Origin of the sequence: Brevibacillus thermoruber 423 (assembly GCF_000454065.1) — a bacterium.
GTDB lineage: Bacteria > Bacillota > Bacilli > Brevibacillales > Brevibacillaceae > Brevibacillus > Brevibacillus thermoruber.
In genome coordinates, this window is the sequence record NZ_ATNE01000001.1 from 336476 (window position 1) to 355408 (window position 18933).

20 protein-coding genes and 1 riboswitch are annotated in these 18933 nt (G+C 62.0%); of the genes, 2 read left to right on the plus strand and 18 right to left on the minus strand.

What is annotated here, in order from left to right:
- Positions 1-11: 11 nt before the first annotated feature.
- From M516_RS0101600 to M516_RS0101615, 4 genes are read right to left on the minus strand one after another with little or no spacing between them, the layout of a single operon-like run.
- Positions 12-308, minus strand: a complete 297-nt coding sequence (locus M516_RS0101600) for a ferredoxin family protein (RefSeq protein ID WP_029097560.1) — start codon at positions 306-308, stop codon at positions 12-14.
- Positions 308-1603 carry an FAD-dependent oxidoreductase gene (locus M516_RS0101605; RefSeq protein ID WP_029097561.1) on the minus strand — a complete coding sequence of 432 codons (1296 nt, stop codon included), beginning with the start codon at positions 1601-1603 and terminating at the stop codon, positions 308-310. The genes M516_RS0101600 and M516_RS0101605 overlap by 1 nt, the downstream gene beginning before the upstream one ends.
- Positions 1587-2618 (minus strand): electron transfer flavoprotein subunit alpha/FixB family protein, encoded by a 1032-nt coding sequence (locus M516_RS0101610; protein ID WP_029097562.1) that lies wholly within the window; start codon positions 2616-2618, stop codon positions 1587-1589. The genes M516_RS0101605 and M516_RS0101610 overlap by 17 nt, the downstream gene beginning before the upstream one ends.
- Positions 2615-3445: an electron transfer flavoprotein subunit beta/FixA family protein gene (locus M516_RS0101615; RefSeq protein WP_029097563.1), complete on the minus strand. Its 831-nt coding sequence runs from the start codon at positions 3443-3445 to the stop codon at positions 2615-2617. Before M516_RS0101615 ends, M516_RS0101610 begins: the two co-directional genes overlap by 4 nt.
- Before the next feature lie 321 nt (positions 3446-3766).
- Positions 3767-3885, plus strand: a riboswitch (glycine riboswitch).
- Positions 3886-4035: 150 nt separating this feature from the next.
- Between M516_RS0101615 and M516_RS0101620 the strand changes: the two genes are divergently transcribed.
- Entirely contained in the window at positions 4036-5400 is a 1365-nt protein-coding gene (locus M516_RS0101620) for an alanine/glycine:cation symporter family protein (RefSeq protein WP_029097564.1), read from the plus strand.
- A 31-nt stretch (positions 5401-5431) separates the two neighbouring features.
- Here M516_RS0101620 and M516_RS0101625 read toward each other — a convergent pair whose 3' ends face one another.
- From M516_RS0101625 to cysK, 13 genes are all read right to left on the minus strand, one after another.
- Entirely contained in the window at positions 5432-5905 is a 474-nt protein-coding gene (locus tag M516_RS0101625; protein ID WP_029097565.1) for a methylated-DNA--[protein]-cysteine S-methyltransferase, read from the minus strand.
- On the minus strand, positions 5896-6462 hold the full coding sequence (locus M516_RS0101630; RefSeq protein ID WP_029097566.1) for a bifunctional transcriptional activator/DNA repair enzyme AdaA: 567 nt from the start codon (positions 6460-6462) through the stop codon (positions 5896-5898). The genes M516_RS0101625 and M516_RS0101630 overlap by 10 nt, the downstream gene beginning before the upstream one ends.
- A 177-nt stretch (positions 6463-6639) precedes the next feature.
- A complete protein-coding gene (locus tag M516_RS0101635) occupies positions 6640-6900 on the minus strand; it encodes an HPr family phosphocarrier protein (RefSeq protein ID WP_029097567.1) in 261 nt (86 codons plus the stop codon).
- A 33-nt stretch (positions 6901-6933) separates the two neighbouring features.
- Positions 6934-7662 (minus strand): KDGP aldolase, encoded by a 729-nt coding sequence (locus M516_RS0101640; protein WP_029097568.1) that lies wholly within the window; start codon positions 7660-7662, stop codon positions 6934-6936.
- A gap of 10 nt (positions 7663-7672) precedes the next feature.
- A complete protein-coding gene (locus M516_RS0101645; protein WP_029097569.1) occupies positions 7673-8779 on the minus strand; it encodes a DgaE family pyridoxal phosphate-dependent ammonia lyase in 1107 nt (368 codons plus the stop codon).
- Positions 8780-8822: 43 nt separating this feature from the next.
- Positions 8823-9473 carry a DUF4310 family protein gene (locus M516_RS0101650; RefSeq protein WP_029097570.1) on the minus strand — a complete coding sequence of 217 codons (651 nt, stop codon included), beginning with the start codon at positions 9471-9473 and terminating at the stop codon, positions 8823-8825.
- Positions 9473-10261 carry a DUF4311 domain-containing protein gene (locus M516_RS0101655; protein WP_029097571.1) on the minus strand — a complete coding sequence of 263 codons (789 nt, stop codon included), beginning with the start codon at positions 10259-10261 and terminating at the stop codon, positions 9473-9475. Before M516_RS0101655 ends, M516_RS0101650 begins: the two co-directional genes overlap by 1 nt.
- Before the next feature lie 21 nt (positions 10262-10282).
- A complete protein-coding gene (locus tag M516_RS0101660) occupies positions 10283-10621 on the minus strand; it encodes a DUF4312 family protein (protein ID WP_029097572.1) in 339 nt (112 codons plus the stop codon).
- A gap of 3 nt (positions 10622-10624) precedes the next feature.
- The gene (locus M516_RS0101665; protein ID WP_029097573.1) at positions 10625-10987 is read right to left on the minus strand and encodes a glycine-rich SFCGS family protein; all 363 of its coding nucleotides are present in this window, start codon (positions 10985-10987) and stop codon (positions 10625-10627) included.
- Between the two features lie 21 nt (positions 10988-11008).
- The gene (locus M516_RS0101670; protein ID WP_029097574.1) at positions 11009-11380 is read right to left on the minus strand and encodes a hypothetical protein; all 372 of its coding nucleotides are present in this window, start codon (positions 11378-11380) and stop codon (positions 11009-11011) included.
- Positions 11371-12507 (minus strand): amidohydrolase/deacetylase family metallohydrolase, encoded by a 1137-nt coding sequence (locus M516_RS0101675; protein ID WP_029097575.1) that lies wholly within the window; start codon positions 12505-12507, stop codon positions 11371-11373. The genes M516_RS0101670 and M516_RS0101675 overlap by 10 nt, the downstream gene beginning before the upstream one ends.
- The gene (locus tag M516_RS0101680) at positions 12467-14440 is read right to left on the minus strand and encodes a BglG family transcription antiterminator (RefSeq protein ID WP_029097576.1); all 1974 of its coding nucleotides are present in this window, start codon (positions 14438-14440) and stop codon (positions 12467-12469) included. The genes M516_RS0101675 and M516_RS0101680 overlap by 41 nt, the downstream gene beginning before the upstream one ends.
- Before the next feature lie 205 nt (positions 14441-14645).
- Entirely contained in the window at positions 14646-15563 is a 918-nt protein-coding gene (gene cysK / locus M516_RS0101685; RefSeq protein ID WP_029097577.1) for a cysteine synthase A, read from the minus strand.
- A 345-nt stretch (positions 15564-15908) separates the two neighbouring features.
- Between cysK and M516_RS0101690 the strand changes: the two genes are divergently transcribed.
- Positions 15909-17324, plus strand: a complete 1416-nt coding sequence (locus M516_RS0101690; RefSeq protein WP_029097578.1) for an amino acid permease — start codon at positions 15909-15911, stop codon at positions 17322-17324.
- Between the two features lie 162 nt (positions 17325-17486).
- Here M516_RS0101690 and M516_RS0101695 read toward each other — a convergent pair whose 3' ends face one another.
- Positions 17487-18908 carry an aldehyde dehydrogenase family protein gene (locus tag M516_RS0101695; protein WP_029097579.1) on the minus strand — a complete coding sequence of 474 codons (1422 nt, stop codon included), beginning with the start codon at positions 18906-18908 and terminating at the stop codon, positions 17487-17489.
- Positions 18909-18933 lie beyond the last annotated feature (25 nt).

An 18933-nucleotide genomic window follows, 5' to 3' on the forward strand; every position in this document is an offset into this window, starting at 1 on the left:
TCCACCGTCCATTACCCCAGTCTGAAAATAATACCGTGACCGCCCTTCGGGTATTCCCATCTGATGTTTTCGTACGGACAGCCGATCCGGCAGCTTCCGCACTCGTGACATCCCTCGTATCCCACATGCATGCGCACCTCTTCCCACTTGTACACTTCGGCCGGGCAAAAAATCGTGCACAGCTTGTCGGGACACTTGGTGGCACAGACGTCCGCATCCAGCACGTGCAGGTGCGACTTGGTGTCCGCCTTGAAGCGGACGAGGTACTGCTTTTCCTCGATCGATTGGCCTTTGGGCAGCTCTTTCATCACTTCATCACCCTCCATGCCTGCATCAGATCGCGGGCCATCTTCCATTTCTCCCTGGCCGTGCCCAGGTCGCGCCAGATTTTCTTCTGCTTCTCCCACTTGGAACTGCCGTCCACGGTAAACATCTGGCTGGCCGCCCGGTTCATCATGGAGATGTACCTTTCGAAATACTGCGGAGAGCGTTCGAAGTGATGCGTGGCGTCCTGGTACTTTTTCAGGTCCTGGCCGACGAAGCTGTCCAACAGCTTTTTGCGGTACGTATCCAGCGTCTTCTCCGAATAGTCTCCCGCCTCTTTCGCCTCCAGGATCGCTTCCGCCGCCAGCACACCCGAGGTCATCGCCATGTTGGAGCCCTCGCGGTGGATCGCATTGACCAGTTGGGCCGCGTCTCCCACCACCAGCACGCCGTTTCCGACGATCTTGGGCATGGAGCGGTAGCCGCCCTCCGGGATGAGATGGGCCAGGTACTCCTGCTGCTCGCTGCCCTGGATGTAGGGGCGGATCATTGGGTGGTTTTTGACGTAGTCCAAGAGCGCGTGGGGCTTGAGCTTATGCTTGATCAGCCCGGACAGCATCGCTCCCACGCCGATGTTGAGGCTGTCCTTGTTGGTGTACAGCCAGGCGGTGCCGAGAATGCCTTTGGTCGAGTCGCCGAAGATTTCGATGGTACAGCCCTGATCCCCTTCCAGGTTAAAGCGGTCCTCGATGATCCTGCGGTCCAGCTTGAGCACTTCCATGACGGCGAGGGCCACTTCGTCGGGCCGGAACTCCTTGTGGAAGCCGAGCGACTTGGCCAACAGCGAATTCACGCCGTCGGCCAGCACCACCACGTCGGCGAACACCTCCCCGTCCGGCCGGTCGGTGCGGACCCCCACCACCTTGCCGTTTTCCACGATGCACTCCAGCACGACCGTCTCGTTTACCAGCAGGGCCCCCTGCTGCACCGCCTTGTCGGCAAACCACTGGTCAAACTTGGCGCGCAGCACGGTAAAGTTGTTGTACGGCTCCTCGGCCCACTCCAGCCCCTTGTAGCTGAACGTCAGCGCCGATTGTTCGTCCAGCATCATGAACCGCTGCTCCACGATCGGCCGCTCCACCGGCGCTTCCTTGTAAAAGCCGGGGATGATGTCCTCCATCATTTTGCGGTAGAGCACCCCGCCCATGACGTTCTTGGAGCCGGGATATTCGCCCCGCTCCAGGAGCAGGACGCTGACGCCGGCCTTCGCCAGCGTGTAGGCGCACGCCGTGCCCGCCGGTCCGGCTCCGACCACGATTGCGTCAAACTTTTCCGCCATACTGCACCTCCTTGTCCGATTCCTCCTGAAGCGCCTCGATCAAGAGCGGGACGATTTCAAACGCGTCGCCGACGAGGCCGTAGTGGCACGCCTGAAAGATCGGCGCGTCCGGGTCCTTGTTGATTGCGATGATCAGCCCGGAGTTCTGCATCCCGACCAGGTGCTGGATCGCGCCGGAAATGCCGATGGCAAAGTAGAGTTTCGGCGTCACCGTCACCCCGGTCTGCCCCACCTGATGCTGGTGGTCGATCCATCCCGCCTCGACGGCGTCCCGGCTGGCCCCGACCGTCGCACCGATCGCCTCGGCGAAGCGGTGGATCAGTTGAAAGCCCTCCTTGCTGCCCATCCCCTTGCCCCCGGCGACGATGATGTCCGCCTCGTCCAGCCGCACTTTTTTGCTGGTTTCGCGGACGATTTTCAGCACTTTGGTGCGGATGTCTTCCTCCCGCAGGTGAATCCGCTCCTCCACGATCTGGCCGGAGCGGTTGGGATCGGGCGGCAGCGCTTTCATTACCTTGGGCCGGACGGTGGCCATCTGCGGCCGGTGCTTTTTGCACAGGATGGTCGCCATGATGTTGCCGCCGAACGCCGGACGGCTGGCTTCCAGCAGACCCGTCTCCTGATCCACGTCAAGCAGGGTGGTATCGGCGGTCAGCCCCGTCTCCAGATCGGTCGCCACGGCGCTGGCCAAATCCTTGCCGGTCGACGTGGCCCCGTAGAGCAGGATTTCCGGCTTGTGCTTCTGCACGCATGCGATCACGGCACGCATGTAGGACTCGGTCCGGTAGTCGCGAAAGATCGGGTCGTCGTAGAGATAGACGACGTCCGCCCCGTACTGGAAGGCGTCCGCCGCCAGTTCGCGCACCTGGTCGCCGATCAGCACGCCGGAAAGGGGCACGCCCCGCTTGTCGGCCAGCTTCCGCCCCGCGCCCAAAAGCTCCAGCGACACCGGTGCGATCCGGCCGTCCTGCTGTTCCAAAAACACCCAGACGCCGCGGTATTCCGCCAGGTTCATGCCCGTCCCTCCTTCGCCCGAAACAGTTCCTTCTTCTCCGCCAGGATTTCCATCAGCCGGTTCACCTGCTCGCGCGCGCTCCCCTGCAGCTTTTCGCCTCCCTTGGGCTTCTCCGGCGGCCACACCTTGGCGACAATTGTGGGCGAGCCTTTCAGCCCCAGCAGGCTCCGATCCACGTCCTCCAGGTCGTTGACGGACCAGATGACGGGCTGGTAGCGGGCGGCGCGCAGCATGTTGGGCAGCGGAGAGTACGGCACCTCGTTGATCTCCTTTTCCACGGAAAACAGACAGGGCAGCGTGGACTGGATCACTTCGTACCCGTCCTCCAGCTTGCGGTGGACGATGGCGTATCCCTGCTCCTTGTTGATCTCCACCACCTTTTTCACGCTGGTCAGCGGCGGCATGTCGAGCCGTCTGGCGATGCCCGGCCCCACCTGCCCGGTGTCGCCGTCGATCGTCATCTTGCCGCAGATGATCAAATCGATCGGCTTCTCCCTGGCGATTTTCTCCAGCGCCTTGGTCAGCGCATAGCTGGTGGCCAGCGTGTCCGCACCGGCGAACGCCCGGTCGGTAATCATGTAGCCCTCGTCCGCCCCGATCTCGATGCACTTGCGGATCGCCTTGACGGCCGGCGGCGGCCCCATCGTCAGCACGGAGACGGTGCCGCCGTAGCGCTGCTTCAGCCGGACCGCCTCTTCCACGGCGTGGGCGTCATACGGGTTGAGAATCGCCGGAGCGCTGGAGCGGTCCATCGTGTTGGTCTTCGGGTTCATCTTGATGATCTTCGTGTCCGGCACCTGTTTGATACAGGCGACGATATGCAGCATGCACAAATCCCCCCTCGCTGCCAGGCGCGGTCGACATCGGAGTCCCGCACGGGTTGTCTCTTTTTTGGCGCTTCTCGGGCAGCGTGTTGTTCATGGTTATAACGTATTGCGGGGAGCCGTCACTTAGACCTGGGAATGGGGGACACGGACGAAACATTTACACCGGATTGACAGAAGTTCAATTCAGCTATATATTTTTTCTGTCAAACAGCATATGTGATCGGATGAACCATTCAGGAAAAGATTGGAAACGATCTACCGACGGGGCAAGGGAGCGCATCCCGAAACTCTCAGGTCTTGGCAACAAGTGAAACTGAATGGGGACGAACCTCTGGAGAGACCCCCCTTTTAAGCATCGGCGAGGGGCACGGGCACCGAAGGAGCAAATTCGCGCGGCGTACGCGAATGAATCTCTCAGGTAAAAGGACAGAGCGGACGACACTCACAAGACGACCGGAATGGCGGTTTGGCCGTGTGGATCCAAAGGCCCCCCATGAACGGGCCGTTTTGCGTCCATGCCCGCTCCAGAAACATTTCATCCGCGATGAAATGTTTTTTTCTTTTGTATGCACAAACAAGGAGGAACCAACATGGACAAGCTGATGCAGTGGCTGGATGTGATCAACGGCTACGTATGGGGACTGCCCACACTGGTGCTATTGGTGGGTACGGGCGTGATGCTGACGGTGAGGCTGAGGGGGCTGCAGTTCCGCAAGCTGTGGTATGCCTTGAGGCTGGCCTTTGGCCGGCAGGAGAGCGGCTCCGCCGGGGATATCAACCACTTTCAGGCGCTGATGACGGCGCTGGCCGCCACCATCGGGATGGGCAACATCGCCGGCGTCGCCACCGCCATCGCCACAGGCGGCCCCGGCGCCCTCTTCTGGATGTGGGTCACCGCCCTGTTCGGCATGGCCACCAAGTATGCCGAAGCCATTTTGGCGGTCACATACCGGATTCGCGAAGCGGACGGCCGGTATTCCGGCGGCCCGATGTATTACCTCGAACGGGGGTTGAAGCAAAAATGGCTGGCCGTGCTCTTTGCCTTGTTTGGCACGCTGGCTTCGTTCGGGATCGGAAACATGGTGCAGGCCCACTCGGTGGCGGAAGCGCTGCAGTTGAACTTCGCCGTTCCCCCGCTCGCGACCGGCGCGGCGCTGGCGCTTTTCACCGCTTTCGTGGTGCTGGGCGGCGTGCAAAAGATCGGCCAGGTGACCAGTGTTCTCGTGCCGTTCATGGCCCTGTTTTACATCGCCGCCGGCCTTTGCGTCGTCCTGTTCCACCTGGACCGGGTGCCGCAGGCCGTATCCATCATTCTCGACGGGGCCTTCAACGGAACGGCGGCCACGGGCGGCTTTTTGGGGGCCACGGTGGCGATGGCGATTCAAAAAGGGGTGGCCCGCGGCGTCTTTTCCAATGAGGCGGGGCTGGGCAGCGCCCCGATCGCGGCCGCTGCCGCCAAGACCGACATGCCGGCCAAACAGGCGCTGGTCTCGATGACCGGCACCTTTCTCGACACCATCGTCGTCTGTACGATTACCGGTCTGGCCCTGGTGACGACCGGCGCGTGGGAAACGGGCAAATCGGGAGTGGAGGCGACGACCTACGCGTTCCAGACCGTATTTGGTCCGGCCGGCAGCTACGTGCTGGCCGTCGCCGTGATCCTGTTTGCCTACTCCACCATTCTCGGCTGGGCCTACTACGGCGAAAAGTGCTTCGAATACCTGGCGGGCAAAGGTTCCGGCCGCTGCTACCGCCTCGTCTGGGTGGCGATGGTGGGCGTCGGCGCGACGCTGAAGCTGGACCTCGTCTGGACGCTGTCCGACATCATGAACGGGCTGATGGCCGTCCCCAACCTGATCGGCCTGATCGGCCTCTCCGGCGTCGTCGTGGCGGAAACCCGGCGCTTTTTGGAACAGGAAGCGTCCGGCACCGCAGAACGAAAGCTGGCTGGCTGACTCGCTCCGCCTGTTGCGTCATGGACCTCGTTCACGAAAGAAACGAGCCGGTTACCCGCCGCTCGTGGTCGAGCAGCCATTCCTTGCGCCACAGCTCCCAGGCGTAGCCGCGGAGGCTGCCGTCGCTGCCGATGATGCGGTGGCAGGGGATGACGATGGCAAAGCGGTTTTGCCCATTGGCGCTGCCCACCGCCCTGACCGCTCCGGCCCGGCCCAGGCTGGCGGCAATGTCCCGGTAGACAGCCGTCCTTCCAAACGGAACCGTCTCGATCCGGCTCCACACCTGCCGCTGGAACGGCGTGCCGGTTCGTTTCAGCGGCACCTGAAACGCCGTTCGCTTTCCCTGGAAATACTCCTCCAACTGGCGAAGACAGATGTGAACGGCGTCGGCTGCCGTATCTGCCGCCTCCTCGGCGCGCACGACGAAGCGGATGGAGGTCACCTCGTCGCGATCCCCCCTCACCTCCAGCAGTCCGATGGGGGAAGCGAAGTACCCTACGGCCATTCCTGTTCATTCCTTTCCGCACACGTGCGATATTGCGTCGGGGTTTGCTTTGTCTGTTTGTGAAACACGTGGGCAAAGTAAGCCCCGGTCCGAAATCCCACCTGCATGGCCACCTCGGCGATGCTCAGCCGCGTCTCCACCAACAGCCTTTTGGCCGCCTCGATCCGCGTGTGGACGAGATACTGCGCCGGGGAGCAGTTCATGAGGCGGGTGAAGCACCGCTGCAGGTAATACGGGCTGACGTGCAGGCGCGAGGCGATTTCCCCCAGCGTCAGCGGCTCGGGAAAACAGTCGGCGATCAACTGCTTGACACGCAGTGCGAGCTCCTCGTCGGGAGAGCGCCAATCCGCCCTGTGCGGCTGGCAGCGCTTGCAGGGGCGCAGGCCGGCGCGCAGCGCTTCGTCCGCGCTGGCGAAGATGCGGACGTGCTCCCGTTTGGGCGTCCGCGACTTGCACGAGGGCTTGCAAAAGATGCCCGTGGTCAGCACGCCGTAGAAAAAGCGGCCGTCACTGGCCGGGTCGCACTCGACGATGGCCCGCCAATGTTCATCGTTCATCGCGCCCACCTCCTTCTCCACGCATCTACCGACAGTATAACCTCGTCCGGCGCAGCACGGTAGGTGCGGGAAATGAGAGCGCAAGATTGTGAAAAAAGCCTCCCCGTTTCACACGGGAAGGCTTTTCGCACAGGTCAGGCGGTTTTCGGGTTCCGTTTGAATACGGTACGGGGGACCCTACTCGGCTGTCGCCGTCAGCAGCTTTTCCAGCGCCTCCAGCGCCTGCTGCTCGTCCGGTCCGTCAGCGGTCAGGGTCACCTGCTCACCCTTGGCAACGGTCAGCGACATGATGCTGATGATGCTTTTTCCGTTTGCCGTCTTTCCGTCTTTGCGCAAGCCGATGTCACTGGCAAAAACGGAAGCCGTCCGGACGAATGCGGACGCGGGACGGGCATGCAGTCCCTGGGGAAGGTTGACAATCACTTGTTTTTCCATCATCGATGAATCCACTCCTATCTCTCTTTGCAGGCGTTACACGTGCGGCAGGGCGGCGATCAGCTCTTTTACCTGGTCCGTCCTGGTCAGTCCGGTCGCCTTGTCGACGATGGAGGTATAGATGTGCGGAATCACTTGTTGGACCCCCTCCTCCAGGCAGGTTTCCACCACACGCCGGATGGAGGATGCGTCGATGCCTCCGGTCGGTTCGAACACGGACAGTCCGCAGCGGACCGCCGCGCGGGCCATCGCCCTCAGTTCGTCGAGGCGTTCGCATCCGTTCACCGGGTAAAATTTGACCGAATGCACGCCGATCTCCGCCAGCATCGCCGCAGCCGCCTCGCAGGAGACGGTCTCCTGCCAGGTTCCGCTCACGGGGCCGGTCGAGACGATGACCCGCCCGGGTGTGCCGCTGGGGGCGATCAGCGCGTTGACGAGTGTGTGGCCGCTCCCCGCCTGCTGCAGGCGGCCCAGCGTGTAGCCGGCGGCGGGAAACACCTGGTTGACGTGGGCCGGTTTTGTTCGGGCGGCCACCTCGGCCACCTTTTTCCACTGGGTCGGATCGCCGGCCCCCAATCCCACGGAGACGGGCACGTCGGCGCGCTGGAACGATTCCACGGCGGCAGCGGCGGCGTCCGCGTCAGGATACGCTTTTACCATCACGCCGATCAGCACCCGGCCGTCGGCTGCTTCGACGATCTCCCTGGCGTTTTCCACGTGTTTGGCGATGACGTTGAGTCGGATGGTTGGCTTGTTCGTTGACACGGTTGCTCCCTCACTTCCTATTGGTCCAAATCTCCCGGAGGCGGGCGGCGATGATCGCCTCCTGCCCGGGGCGCAGCGGTCTCGGGTCAAAGGCGATCACGCCGGTGTTGGCGTAGTGGTTGCGGGTGAAAATGGCCGGGTCGCCCGCTTCCAGGAGGCGAATCAGCTCCTGGGCCGTCATCCCTGCCGTCCGCTCGTCCACCTTTACCTGGGCGCGGTAAATGGCGCGCCCCGCTTCGTCCTGCACCACGGCGGCATGAAGCCCGGGCAGTTCGTTGATCGCCGCGACGAGCCGTTCGACCAGCCGAAGCTGCTCCCCGGCGTCGCCGCTGGCCGATTCGTACCGCTCCAGTGCAGCCAGCAGGCCGACGATCGCCTCCTTGCCCACCTTCATCGCCCGGCCGATGCCTTTGTACTGGGCGCGGCAGGCTTCCATCAGCTCGGCTTTGCCGCAGACAAACCCGGAGGTGGGACCGCCGATCGCCTTCCCGCCGCTGTAAATGACCGCATCCGCTCCCTTGGCGATGTACACCCGGAGGTCTTCTTCAGCGGCGGCGTCCACGATGACGGGCAGTCCGTACTCCCTGCCCAGGGCGATCATCGTCTCCAGCGGCTGCATCCCTTTCTGCACGGCGTGGTGAGACTTCACGTACAGGAGCGCCGCCGTGCGGTCGCCGATCGCTTCGCGCAGGTGCGCTTCTTCCACATGGTTGGCATGGCCCGCTTCCACCACCTTCCCGCCGCCGAGGGCGATCATCTGCCGGACGGATGCCCCGAAGTGCACGGCATGCCCTTTTTGGATCACGATCTGGTTGCGCAGCCCCTCCGAGTCCGGCAGCTGTTCGATCAGGCGCAGGCTGCGGCCGGCGATGACGGCGGCGACGGCAATGGCGATGCCCGCGGCCGCGCCGGATGTCGGACACCCGTCCTCCGCTCCCGTCGCGTCGGCGATTTTTCGGCCGGCCGCTTTCATCAGCTCGGCGATTTCCACGTAGTCCATGGCCGCCTCGCCCATCGCCTGGGCGACGGAGGGATGGACGGCGCTGGCTCCGAGCGCCGTCATTTTGCCGCTGGCGTTGATCACCTGTTTAAGTCCGTATGATTGGTAGATGCCCATTTGGTTGTGGCACCCTCCTTCCCGGTGTGTTGTGCCTCAGGCGTCACTGCGGCGGGATGGGGAACATGGCTCCCAGAATCATCGCGCCGATGATCGCCCCGCCGGCAATCGGTTTTTTGAAGTAGTAGAAGACGGCTGCCCCGATGGTGGCACCGATGCCAACCGGAATAGACGCCATGATGGCGGAGATGACGATCAGCGGACCGAGATAGCGTCCGGCCGCGTTGCCCGCCCCCATCATCACGTCGGCGCCAAACGTGGACTGGGCCGCGTTGATCGTAAACGTGCGGATCAGGATGATCACCGCGCCGATGATCAGTCCCAGCAGCGCTCCCGTCGCCAATGCCAGCGGGAACGAGAGCAGCGGAGCCGTCATGCCCGCACTGAGCATCAGCGCCGGAACGCCGATGCCGATGCCCGTCTGCAGCGATCCGCCGATGTCCAGGATGCCGACCAGCGGCCCTTCCAGGACGCGGGCGAACAGGAAGCTGGCGCCAAACGCAGCAGCCGCTCCGTACCCGCCGCCTTTTATCCCCGCTTCCAGCATGGCGACGATGGCGATGTCGTTGAAAGCGCCCACGTGATACACATAATACAGATGAGTCCCGGCAAAAATCCCGGAAGACAGGCACGCGACAAAGAGCGGAAACGCCCACTCCGAATACCAGAAGCCTTTTGCCTGACGTTCGTTCATCACTTTTTCACCACCGATCCAAACATCTCATGCAGATCAATCAACCACTGCGGAACCTCCACCTGGATGCTCTTCAACAGCGCCACGTCAAACGCGCGGAAGAACCCGCTCAGGATAAACAGCAGCACCACGGCCGTCACCAGGGTTTTGGTAATCCGGTTCCATCCGCTGTCGTCCAACCCTTTTCCGATCAGGATGCCGAGCACAATGCCCGGTACGGCGTTGCCCATGACCAGGTGGGAAAACCCGCCGAGGACGGTGCCCCAGACGCCGGTTCGCTTGCCCGCGTCCATCGCGGCCATCCAGAAGACGATCGGCATGATCGGATTGATCAGCCAGTTGGCGGCCGGAACCAGGACTTTCGTCGCCACGAGCTGCATCGACTGGGGAATGGCCGTCGCCGTGGAGTTGAGCAGCGTCACGACGACCGCGCCGACGGCCGCCCCGACGATCGCCATTTTTTTCGGGTCGTGCAGCGTCTCTTCCACGTTTTTGTTTTTCCACAGCAAAAGGGCGGCCGCCCAGTTGGGCAAAATCCGGTGGTCCACATCCTGGGTCAGCGCGCCGGCCCCGACCACGGACGCCCAGGCGTTGAAGAAGAAGCCCAATCCGAACGAAAAGTGGGAGATCGGGTCGCCGGCGCAGGCGTTCAGTTCGCCAAAGGTGCGAAACGCCCCCATTCCCTGCACGTTCGGCGCGTGAAACATCCGGGCCGCCCCCGCCCCCACGCCGAAGCCAACCAGCGCGCCGATCACCATCGATTTCAACGCAATCATCCATGTCACCATGAACGTTCCCCCTGTTTCTTTCTATCGCTGGCCGAGCAGCTGCTTCACGCCGGTCGGCTGCTCGCTTTGCTGCCGGAACGGGATCTCCTGCAGCCGAACCAGTCCCAGCCGGACGCTTACGTCTGCGGTAATCTCGTATCGCGTGCGGGTGCGCGGGAAAAAGAGGCCGAACAGCCGCTCCCGGTACGACGTCTCCGTCGCGGACACCACCTCGACCGCGAGCGGCTCAATCCGCACCACCAGATCGGACGTCTCCCGCGCGATCGCGTGCTTGATCTGGGCGAAAATCTTGTTGAACGCCCCTTCCTTGGTCTCTGCGCTCCCCGTCAGTCTCAGCGTGCGAGTCACTTCCGTGTACATGCGCTACCTCCCCGCCAGTTTGATGAATTCTTCGGTCATCCGTCTGCCCAGCTCTTCCGTGTCCATAAACCCGAATCCGATCACCTTGCTGCCGTTTCGAAGCGCGGTAATGCCCGCTTCCACGGACCTGAGCCCGTATTCGACCGGGTAGCCGTACTTCGTCTTCGCGGTCAGCGCCCCTGCGCCGCCGCTGCCGCAAAACGACAGGCCGAAATCGGCGTTTTCCCGGTACATTACGTCCCCCACCTTCATGTCCGCGCCGACGCCGGGAATCAGGATCGCCAAGCCTCCCGCCGCTTCCACGCCTTTGGCCACGTTGTGTCCCTTGCCCAGCCGGTCGCCAATCACCACTTTTACCTTTGCCATTCGCATACCCTCCTCCATGTTCTACGGTTGTTCCTGCTGCAGCGCCCGTGCCGCTTCAAAATGGACGGCCATCAAAAACACTTCCGCATCCCCGGCCTCCCGTTCCGATCCGGCGGCGGCGAGCACGCGTCCGGCGAGATGCAGCATCTCGGGAGGGATCTCCGCATACAGCTCCTTCTCCACGGGCGGCAGCGTTTCTCCGCTCCGCATCCGCCGCAGAAATCCCAGCATGTGCACGCCCATCGCCAGCCACCTGTCCCGGGGGACCGTTAATCCCAAACGGGTCGTCTCGGCAAGGGCTGCCGTCATCAGGTTGTTCAATTCAGAAACTTCAGATAAATTCGCATCCAACTGTTTGGCCACTTCTTGCACAATCGCGTTGATCATCTGCATGTCAGTACCTTTCCTGCTTTAATCGTCAGCTTGGCTGTGACCGACTCCTCCGCCGTGAGCTGCTCTCGTTCCGAGTCTGTCAGGACGACGGGGACGTTCGTCAGCTCCAGCAGGCTCAGATCGGCCACCGCACCCGGTCGCAGCGTCCCGATTTCATCCGTCATCCGCAAAACGGCGGCAGGCGCTGCCGTACAGGCGGCGATCACCTCCTCCAGCGAAAAGCCAAGCGCCAGAAACTTCGTCATCGTGGTCGTCAGGCTGTGCACCGGCCCTGCCGCGTTCTGCCGGTAAATGTCGGTGCTGATCGTATGCGGCGCCAGGCCGAGCGCCCGCGCCTGCCGCATGGTGCGGAAGCTGAAGCTGGACGTACCGTGCCCCACGTCAAACAGCACGCCGCGCGCCAGCGCCTTTTCCGCTTCCGGAATCAGCCGGCCCCGGTCGTCCAGGATGCCGCCCGTTTTTCCGTGAAACGCGTGGGTCACCACGTCGCCGGCGTCCAGTTCGCGCAAAATCTCCGGCAGGGCCGGCGGCGCGTTGCCGATGTGCACCATCAGCGGACAGCCCACTTCCCGGGCCGCTTCCTTGGCCACGAGCAGCGGCTTGATGCCGTTTTCCCTGACGACCGACGCGCTCATTCTCGCCTTGATGCCGCGGATCAGCGGCTGCTCCCGGATGAGCGCCACCGCTTCCCCGGGCGTGAGCCGGTCCATGTCCGCCAGCTCGGACAGCCCGCCGCACAATCCCTCCCCGGCGATGTTGAGAAACGCAAGTACACGGGTCTCGGCCGGTTTGACGGCTTCGTCCAGGAAGGTTGCGAACGTGCGGGCACCGGCGCTGCCCGCGTCTACCAGCGTGGTCACGCCCTGTTCGACCCCTACGCGGTCCGCCTCGATGCCGAGCGGCGTCCGCCCCGGAAACACGTGGGCATGCAGGTCGATCAGTCCCGGGGTCACGATGGTTCCCGAGGCATCCAGCGTCTGCGTGGCTCCGCCGATTTCCGCCGGCAGTCGTCCCGGCTCCGCCAGCGCCGCGATCCTCCCGCCGCTGATCGCGATGTCGTACCGTCCGTTGATGGACTGGGAGGGATCAATCACCCACCCGCCCTGTATGAGCAAATCCGTTGTCACTCTCTGTCACCCCTTTCCCCGAAAAATATCGCATGATCGCCGTAATCTCGCTCTCCGGCACCGCAAGCCCGGCTTTTTCCACGAGGGTCTTCAGCGTTTTGCGCCATGCGGCGTAGTCTTCGCCCTCCGGCTCCGCTTCCGCCTGCCACTCCACGTAGGAGGAGCCGAACGTCAAGCGGTTGACCATCAGCAGGATGTGGAGCATAAGACCGCCTGCCGCCTGTTCGGTCAAGTGGTCGCGAAACGCCGCCATAATCGTTTGGCTCAGCTCGAATCCCTTGCAAATCACGTCCTGCGACAGCCGCTCCACCACCGGCAGGTCACGCTCGTGGAGGTCGGCGCAGAGATCGCTTCGCCACTGCCCTCCGCCTCCTCGGGACGCGGCCGAGTCGACCGGCGGGTCTGCGGTGATCGTTTGCAGACAGCTTTGAATCTTTTCGAGATCGTGCCGGGTGGGCAGGGCGTTGACGACGACGACCGGCACGTCCGCCTTTACCGGCAGAACGCTGACGATCAGGTCCACTTTGCGGCTGGCCAGGTACTTCTCCACCTCCAGGCTGCCGCACAGGCCGACGACGCGCAGCCCTTTCACTTCCGCCTCCAACTGGGTTTTCAGGAAGCGGGACGTGCCCCGTCCGGTACCGCAAACGACCAGCGCGTTCACCTTTTTCTGCTCCATCCAGCGGTCCCAGGCGGCCTGAAAGTGCAGCACGATATAGGCGATGTCCGCGTCGAGAAGACAGATGCCGCTCGGCCACAACACGTCCTGGCAGGCCCGCTTGACCGCGGCGAACATCCGCGGGTACGAGCGGCTGATCTCGCCGGTCAAGGGATTGGGGTACAGCACCCCCTGCAGGTAGCGCATGATCCTGTCGTTCAGGTGGGCAAACAGGTGCTCGCGCAGCTCGGGATCGTCGGCAAACGGCACCTGCATCGCCTGGCTGACCGCTTCCGTCAGCCGGATGGTGACGTCGTAGATGTCGGGGGCCGGTCTGCCGCCGCCCACAGCCGTCAGGGGGTAATCCGCCCCCAGCAGGGGAAGGCAGCCGTACGCCAGCTCGTCGGGAGTGACCGCCAGTCCCAAGGCAGCAAACAGCCGGTTGGCCGTCTGCGCGAACAAGGGGTAGCCGCTCCACCCTTGCGCGGTTTGGACGGTTGTTTCATCGGCAGGCAGGACTCTCCCCTTGCGCACCCGGTGCACGAGAATGCACAGCCGGATGTGCAGGCTGATCAGCGTCCGGTCCGTCACGGCAAACGACAGCTGCGCCATCAGCTCTCGCACCGCCTGATCGATCAGGCGGATCTCCTCTTCGCCGAGCAGCCGCTGTTCCACGAGGGGGCCGGCTTCATCGGCAGCAGCGGGGTCCGTCGCGCCGCCCTGCACCCGCCGCACCAGCCGGAACATCTCGTCACCTTCCGAGAGATCGTGCAGGAGACACTCCAGGGCAAAGCGCACCGACCGCTCTTCTCCGAAAATTCTGACTCCGTAGCGCGGCCTGCTGATCAGCTCCAGCCCCCACCCTGCGAGAAAGCTCTCCGCTTCCCTGAGGTCGGATACCACCGTATTGCGGCTGACCGCCATCCGGTCCGCCAGATCGTTCAGCCGCACGTACCCGTCGGCGAGCAGCAGCATGAGCGCCAGGTGTTTGGCCCGTTCCTTCTGATGCAGGATCAGGTCGCTCCGCCCCCATCCCTCCAGGTGGCGGCGCAGATCGGCCCGCTTTTCCTCGTTTTCGCTGATCCAGATGCCCTTGTTCGGCTGGGAATGCAGGGTGACGTGGCGCTCCTTCAGCCACGTGCGGATTGCTTCCAGATCGTACTTGATCGTCCGCTCGCTGACGCGAAAATCGCGGGCCGCTTCCCGGATTTTCATCGGCCGCGAGCTGTCCAGCAGCACTTTCAGCAATGCGCGGGAACGCGAGGTCAACTGCACCTTTCCTCCCCCTTCCCGTCGAATCTTGTCAGCGTTGGTTGAGTTCATTATAAGAAACCGTTTTCTTGGGGTAAAGCACGATTCTTTTCCCCATCAGATCGTGCAATTTTTGCAAGATTCCGTCGAACAAACGCGAAAAACCCCCTTGAACCCGTCAAGGAGGCCGTCCCATACAGGACGGCCTCCTCACACGTGTCCCTTCGCCTTATTCAAAAATGTTCATGCTCAGATACCGTTCGCCCGTATCCGGCGCGATGCAGGCCACCCGCTTGCCGGAACCGAGCCGTTTGGCAACGGCAATCGCGGCAAAGACGGCGGCTCCGGCGGACGGCCCCACCAGGATCCCCTCTTTGGCGGCCAGCTTTCTCATCGTCTCCAGCGCCTCTTCATCGGCGATCTGCACGATCTCGTCGTAGATGCTCGTATTCAGGATGGGCGGGATGAACCCCGGACTGGTCCCGACCAGCTTGTGCGGTCCCGGCTTGCCGCCGGACAGGACGGGCGACCCTTTGGGCTCCACCACGGCGATGTAGAGATCGGGGAGCTTTTGCCGCAAGGTTTCCCCCGTCCCCGTAATCGTCCCGCCCGTTCCCGCGGTGGCGACAAAGGCATCCAGGCGCCCGTCCATCTGTTCGAGGATTTCCACGGCCGTCGTCGTCCGGTGGATGTCCGGATTCGCCTTGTTTTCAAACTGCTGCGGAATGAAACTGCCCGGAATCTCCTTTTGCAGCTCCAGCGCCTTGGCGATCGCCCCCGGCATGCGCAGCTCGCTCGGCGTCAGCACCACCTCGGCGCCGTACGCCTTCAGCAGGTTGATCCGCTCCTTGGACATGTTGTCCGGCATGACCAGAATCGCCCGGTACCCTTTGGCGGCGGCGTTCATCGCCAGGCCGATCCCCGTGTTGCCGCTTGTCGGCTCGATGATCGTGTCCCCTGGCCGAATCAGGCCTTCCGCCTCCGCGGCGGCGATCATGTTGTACGCCGCGCGGTCCTTGACGCTGCCGGACGGGTTGAACTTCTCCAGTTTGACGTACACCTCGGCCGCGCCGTCCGGCACAATGCGGTTGAGGCGGACCATCGGCGTGTTTCCGATCAGTTCGGTAATCGATTGATAGACGCTCATACAGACCTCCCGCTCCCTCGTTGTCGCACTCACGATGAATCGATCCGCGTTGCGAAAAACTAAGTAATACAGTAAGAATACTATATTTTTTGATTTCCGAGTAGGTTCAGTTCGTCATCTCTACCCTCTCCCCCCATCTCCAGCCGTCATTCAAAAATGAAAGGCGATGATTCAAAAGTGAATAGAACCAGGACGTTCGATTCTATTTTTCCAAAAATACAAATTGGTATAATATTTGCATACTTAAATCAAGCGCGGCACAACAGCAAAGGAGGAAACGTCGATGCAGCATGATTGAATCAGGTTTCGAGGTGTTTGACACATACCAACAGAGGGGGTATCCATATGGCCCAACAGCATAGCAACACCTTGCAAAAAAAGCTGAAACCGCGCCATTTGACGATGATCTCGATTGGCGGGGTGATCGGTGCGGGATTATTTGTCGGCAGCGGTTCCGTGATCAATTCCACAGGTCCAGGTGCCATTCTCTCGTATGCCTTGGCCGGGCTGCTCGTGGTGCTGGTCATGCGCATGCTGGGAGAAATGGCTGTCGTCAATCCGGACAGCGGCTCCTTCTCCACCTACGCCCATCAGGCGCTGGGGCCTTGGGCAAGCTATACGATCGGCTGGCTGTACTGGTTTTACTGGGCCATCGTGATTGCCATCGAGGCGACGGCAGGCGGCGCCATCGTTCACGGCTGGATTCCGTCCGTGCCGGTCTGGTTGTTGAGTCTCATTCTTACCGTGTTGTTGACCATTACCAACGTGCTGTCCGTGAAGTCCTTCGGCGAATTTGAATACTGGTTCGCCATGATCAAGGTGGTGGCGATCAGCCTGTTCATGTGCATAGGGGCTGCCATTCTGCTCAATCTGGTCCCCGCCATCCCCTCGCCGGGATTGTCCAACCTTTTGGGACAGGGCGGATTTTTGCCGAATGGCGCCTCGTCCGTATTCGTCGGGATCGTCGTCTGTGTCTTCTCCTTTTTCGGAGCGGAAATCGCGGCCATCGCGGCAGGCGAAACACCCAACCCGGAAAAATCCGTTGTCGTCGCCATCAAAAGCGTTGTCTGGCGCATTCTTCTCTTCTACATCGGCTCTGTCGCCATTCTGGTGATGCTTCTGCCCTGGAATGCCGCCGACCTGTTGAAGAGCCCGTACGTCACGATGCTGGACATGCTCGGCATCCCGGCTGCCGCGCAAATCATGAACGTGGTCGTGCTCGTCTCCGTTCTGTCCTGCTTGAATTCCGCGCTGTACACCAACTCGCGGATGCTGTATTCCCTGGCGCGCAAAGGGAATGCGCCGCGCTCTCTCCTGCGGGTGAACAAAAACGGGGTTCCCGTTCGCGCCGTCCTGGCGAGCACCTTTTTCTCCTATATCTGTGCGATTTTTCACTTTACGTCTCCGGACAAGATCTTTCTCTTTCTGGTCAACGCGTCCGGCGCCATCGCCATTCTGGTGTACCTGGTCATCGCCGTGTCGCACGTGCGGATCAGAAGAAAACTGGAGAGGGAAAATCCGCAGGCCCTCACCCTGAAAATGTGGGCGTTTCCCTATCTCACCTACCTGACGATGGCCGCGATGGTTCTCATTCTGGTGTCGATGCTCTTCCTGGAATCCATGCGATCCCAGCTCTACCTGACGATGCTGATCACCGTTCTCGTCGTCGCCTCCTACTTCCTGTTCAAGCGAAAACCCGCCGATACTACTCTGGAAGCCAGCGAGCAGGAAGCGGGACACGAAAACCAAAGCGCCTCGTAATGCCCAGTGAAAAATCCGTTAGCGCCCCGAGCGTTAACGGATTTTTTCACGCCAGCCAGACCGCAGCATGCGCACACACTTGGCCCCGCAGAAAAACAGCCGACACCTGCATGCAGGCATCGGCTCGTCCTCGCTGTGGCTATGAAATTGGCTGGTCGATTGCTACAGGCGATTAAAAATCACCAGTTTGCTTTCCGTCATCTCTTCCACCGCGTACCTGACGCCTTCACGGCCCAACCCGCTTTCCTTTACACCGCCGTACGGCATGTGGTCGACGCGGAAGGTAGGCGTATCGTTGATGATGACACCGCCGACCTGGAGCTTTTCGGCAGCCTCGAACGCCGTGTGCACATTCTCCGTGTAGATGCCCGCCTGCAGTCCGTACCGCGAATCGTTGACCAGCTCGATGGCTTCCTCCACGGATGCGACCTTGTTGATCAACACCACGGGCGCAAACACTTCCTGGCAGGATACTTTCAGCGTCGGCGCCGCGTCCAGAATCACCGTGGGCAGGAGGCAGTTGCCCTCTGCCGTACCGCCGGTCGCCACCCTGGCGCCGTGCTGCACCGCTTCGTCAATCCAGGCCAGGACCCGCTGTACTTCGCGCGGGGCGATCAAGGCGGAGATGTCCGTCTCGGGCAGAAGCGGGTCGCCCACTTTCAGCTTCCGGGCGGCCGCGACGAATTTTTCGACAAACTCCTCATACGCCTCCTCGTGGACATAAATGCGCTGCAGCGAAATGCACACCTGCCCCTGGTAGGAAAACGCGCTGGTTACGCAGCGGTTGATGATCTTGTCGATGGTTACGCCCTTGTCGACGATCACGGCCGCGTTGGAGCCCAGTTCCAAGACGACGCGTTTCAACCCGGCCTGGTTGCGAATCGCCTTGCCGACAGCGGCGCTGCCGGTGAAGCTGATCATGCACACGCGCTCGTCGGTTACGATCTGTTGGCCCACTTCCCCGCTGCCCGTAACGATGTTCAGCGCTCCGTCCGGCAGCCCCGCTTCCTGCAGCAGCTCGGCCAGGAAGAACGCCGACAGCGGCGTCTGCGGGGCCGGTTTCAACACCACGGTATTGCCCGCCGCAATCGCGGGCCCTACCTTGTGGGCGACCAGGTTCATCGGAAAGTTGAAGGGGGTAATCGCTCCAATCACGCCCAGCGGCTCCCGGGTGGTATACGCTACGCGCCCTTCCCCGCCCGGGGCCGCGTCAAGGGCAATCGTCTCCCCGTGGATGCGCTTGGCTTCCTCCGCGGCAAATTTGTACGTCGTGATGGTACGCTGAACCTCCGCTCTGGCCGTCGTGATCGGTTTGGCCGCTTCCCGCGCGATGATGACCGCCGCTTCTTCCTTTCGGTTCTCCAGCAGGGTCACCAGCTTTTCCAAAATGCCGGCGCGCTGGTGAGCCGGCATTTTCGCCATGGTTTTTCGGGCCTGGTACGCCGCCTCAATCGCCCGTTCCACCTCGGCTGCTGTCGCCATGGGAATCTCCGCAATCGTCTCTCCGGAATACGGAGAAAAAAGGGGGGTGTAAGCCGCGGCTTCCACCCATGCTCCGTTGATAAACAATTTCTGCTTCGTCATCTGTGCTCCACTCCCTCATGCGAAT

Coding starts and splice junctions, on each gene's coding strand:
- M516_RS0101600 (WP_029097560.1), bottom strand. CDS start 308: ATGAAAGAGCTGCCCAAAGGCCAATCGATCGAGGAAAAGCAGTACCTC.
- M516_RS0101605 (WP_029097561.1), bottom strand. CDS start 1,603: ATGGCGGAAAAGTTTGACGCAATCGTGGTCGGAGCCGGACCGGCGGGC.
- M516_RS0101610 (WP_029097562.1), bottom strand. CDS start 2,618: ATGAACCTGGCGGAATACCGCGGCGTCTGGGTGTTTTTGGAACAGCAG.
- M516_RS0101615 (WP_029097563.1), bottom strand. CDS start 3,445: ATGCTGCATATCGTCGCCTGTATCAAACAGGTGCCGGACACGAAGATC.
- M516_RS0101620 (WP_029097564.1), top strand. CDS start 4,036: ATGGACAAGCTGATGCAGTGGCTGGATGTGATCAACGGCTACGTATGG.
- M516_RS0101625 (WP_029097565.1), bottom strand. CDS start 5,905: ATGGCCGTAGGGTACTTCGCTTCCCCCATCGGACTGCTGGAGGTGAGG.
- M516_RS0101630 (WP_029097566.1), bottom strand. CDS start 6,462: ATGAACGATGAACATTGGCGGGCCATCGTCGAGTGCGACCCGGCCAGT.
- M516_RS0101635 (WP_029097567.1), bottom strand. CDS start 6,900: ATGATGGAAAAACAAGTGATTGTCAACCTTCCCCAGGGACTGCATGCC.
- M516_RS0101645 (WP_029097569.1), bottom strand. CDS start 8,779: ATGGGCATCTACCAATCATACGGACTTAAACAGGTGATCAACGCCAGC.
- M516_RS0101650 (WP_029097570.1), bottom strand. CDS start 9,473: ATGAACGAACGTCAGGCAAAAGGCTTCTGGTATTCGGAGTGGGCGTTT.
- M516_RS0101655 (WP_029097571.1), bottom strand. CDS start 10,261: ATGGTGACATGGATGATTGCGTTGAAATCGATGGTGATCGGCGCGCTG.
- M516_RS0101660 (WP_029097572.1), bottom strand. CDS start 10,621: ATGTACACGGAAGTGACTCGCACGCTGAGACTGACGGGGAGCGCAGAG.
- M516_RS0101665 (WP_029097573.1), bottom strand. CDS start 10,987: ATGGCAAAGGTAAAAGTGGTGATTGGCGACCGGCTGGGCAAGGGACAC.
- M516_RS0101670 (WP_029097574.1), bottom strand. CDS start 11,380: ATGCAGATGATCAACGCGATTGTGCAAGAAGTGGCCAAACAGTTGGAT.
- cysK (WP_029097577.1), bottom strand. CDS start 15,563: ATGAGCGTCTATCAATCGATTACCGAACTGATCGGAAACACGCCGATG.
- M516_RS0101690 (WP_029097578.1), top strand. CDS start 15,909: ATGGCCCAACAGCATAGCAACACCTTGCAAAAAAAGCTGAAACCGCGC.
- M516_RS0101695 (WP_029097579.1), bottom strand. CDS start 18,908: ATGACGAAGCAGAAATTGTTTATCAACGGAGCATGGGTGGAAGCCGCG.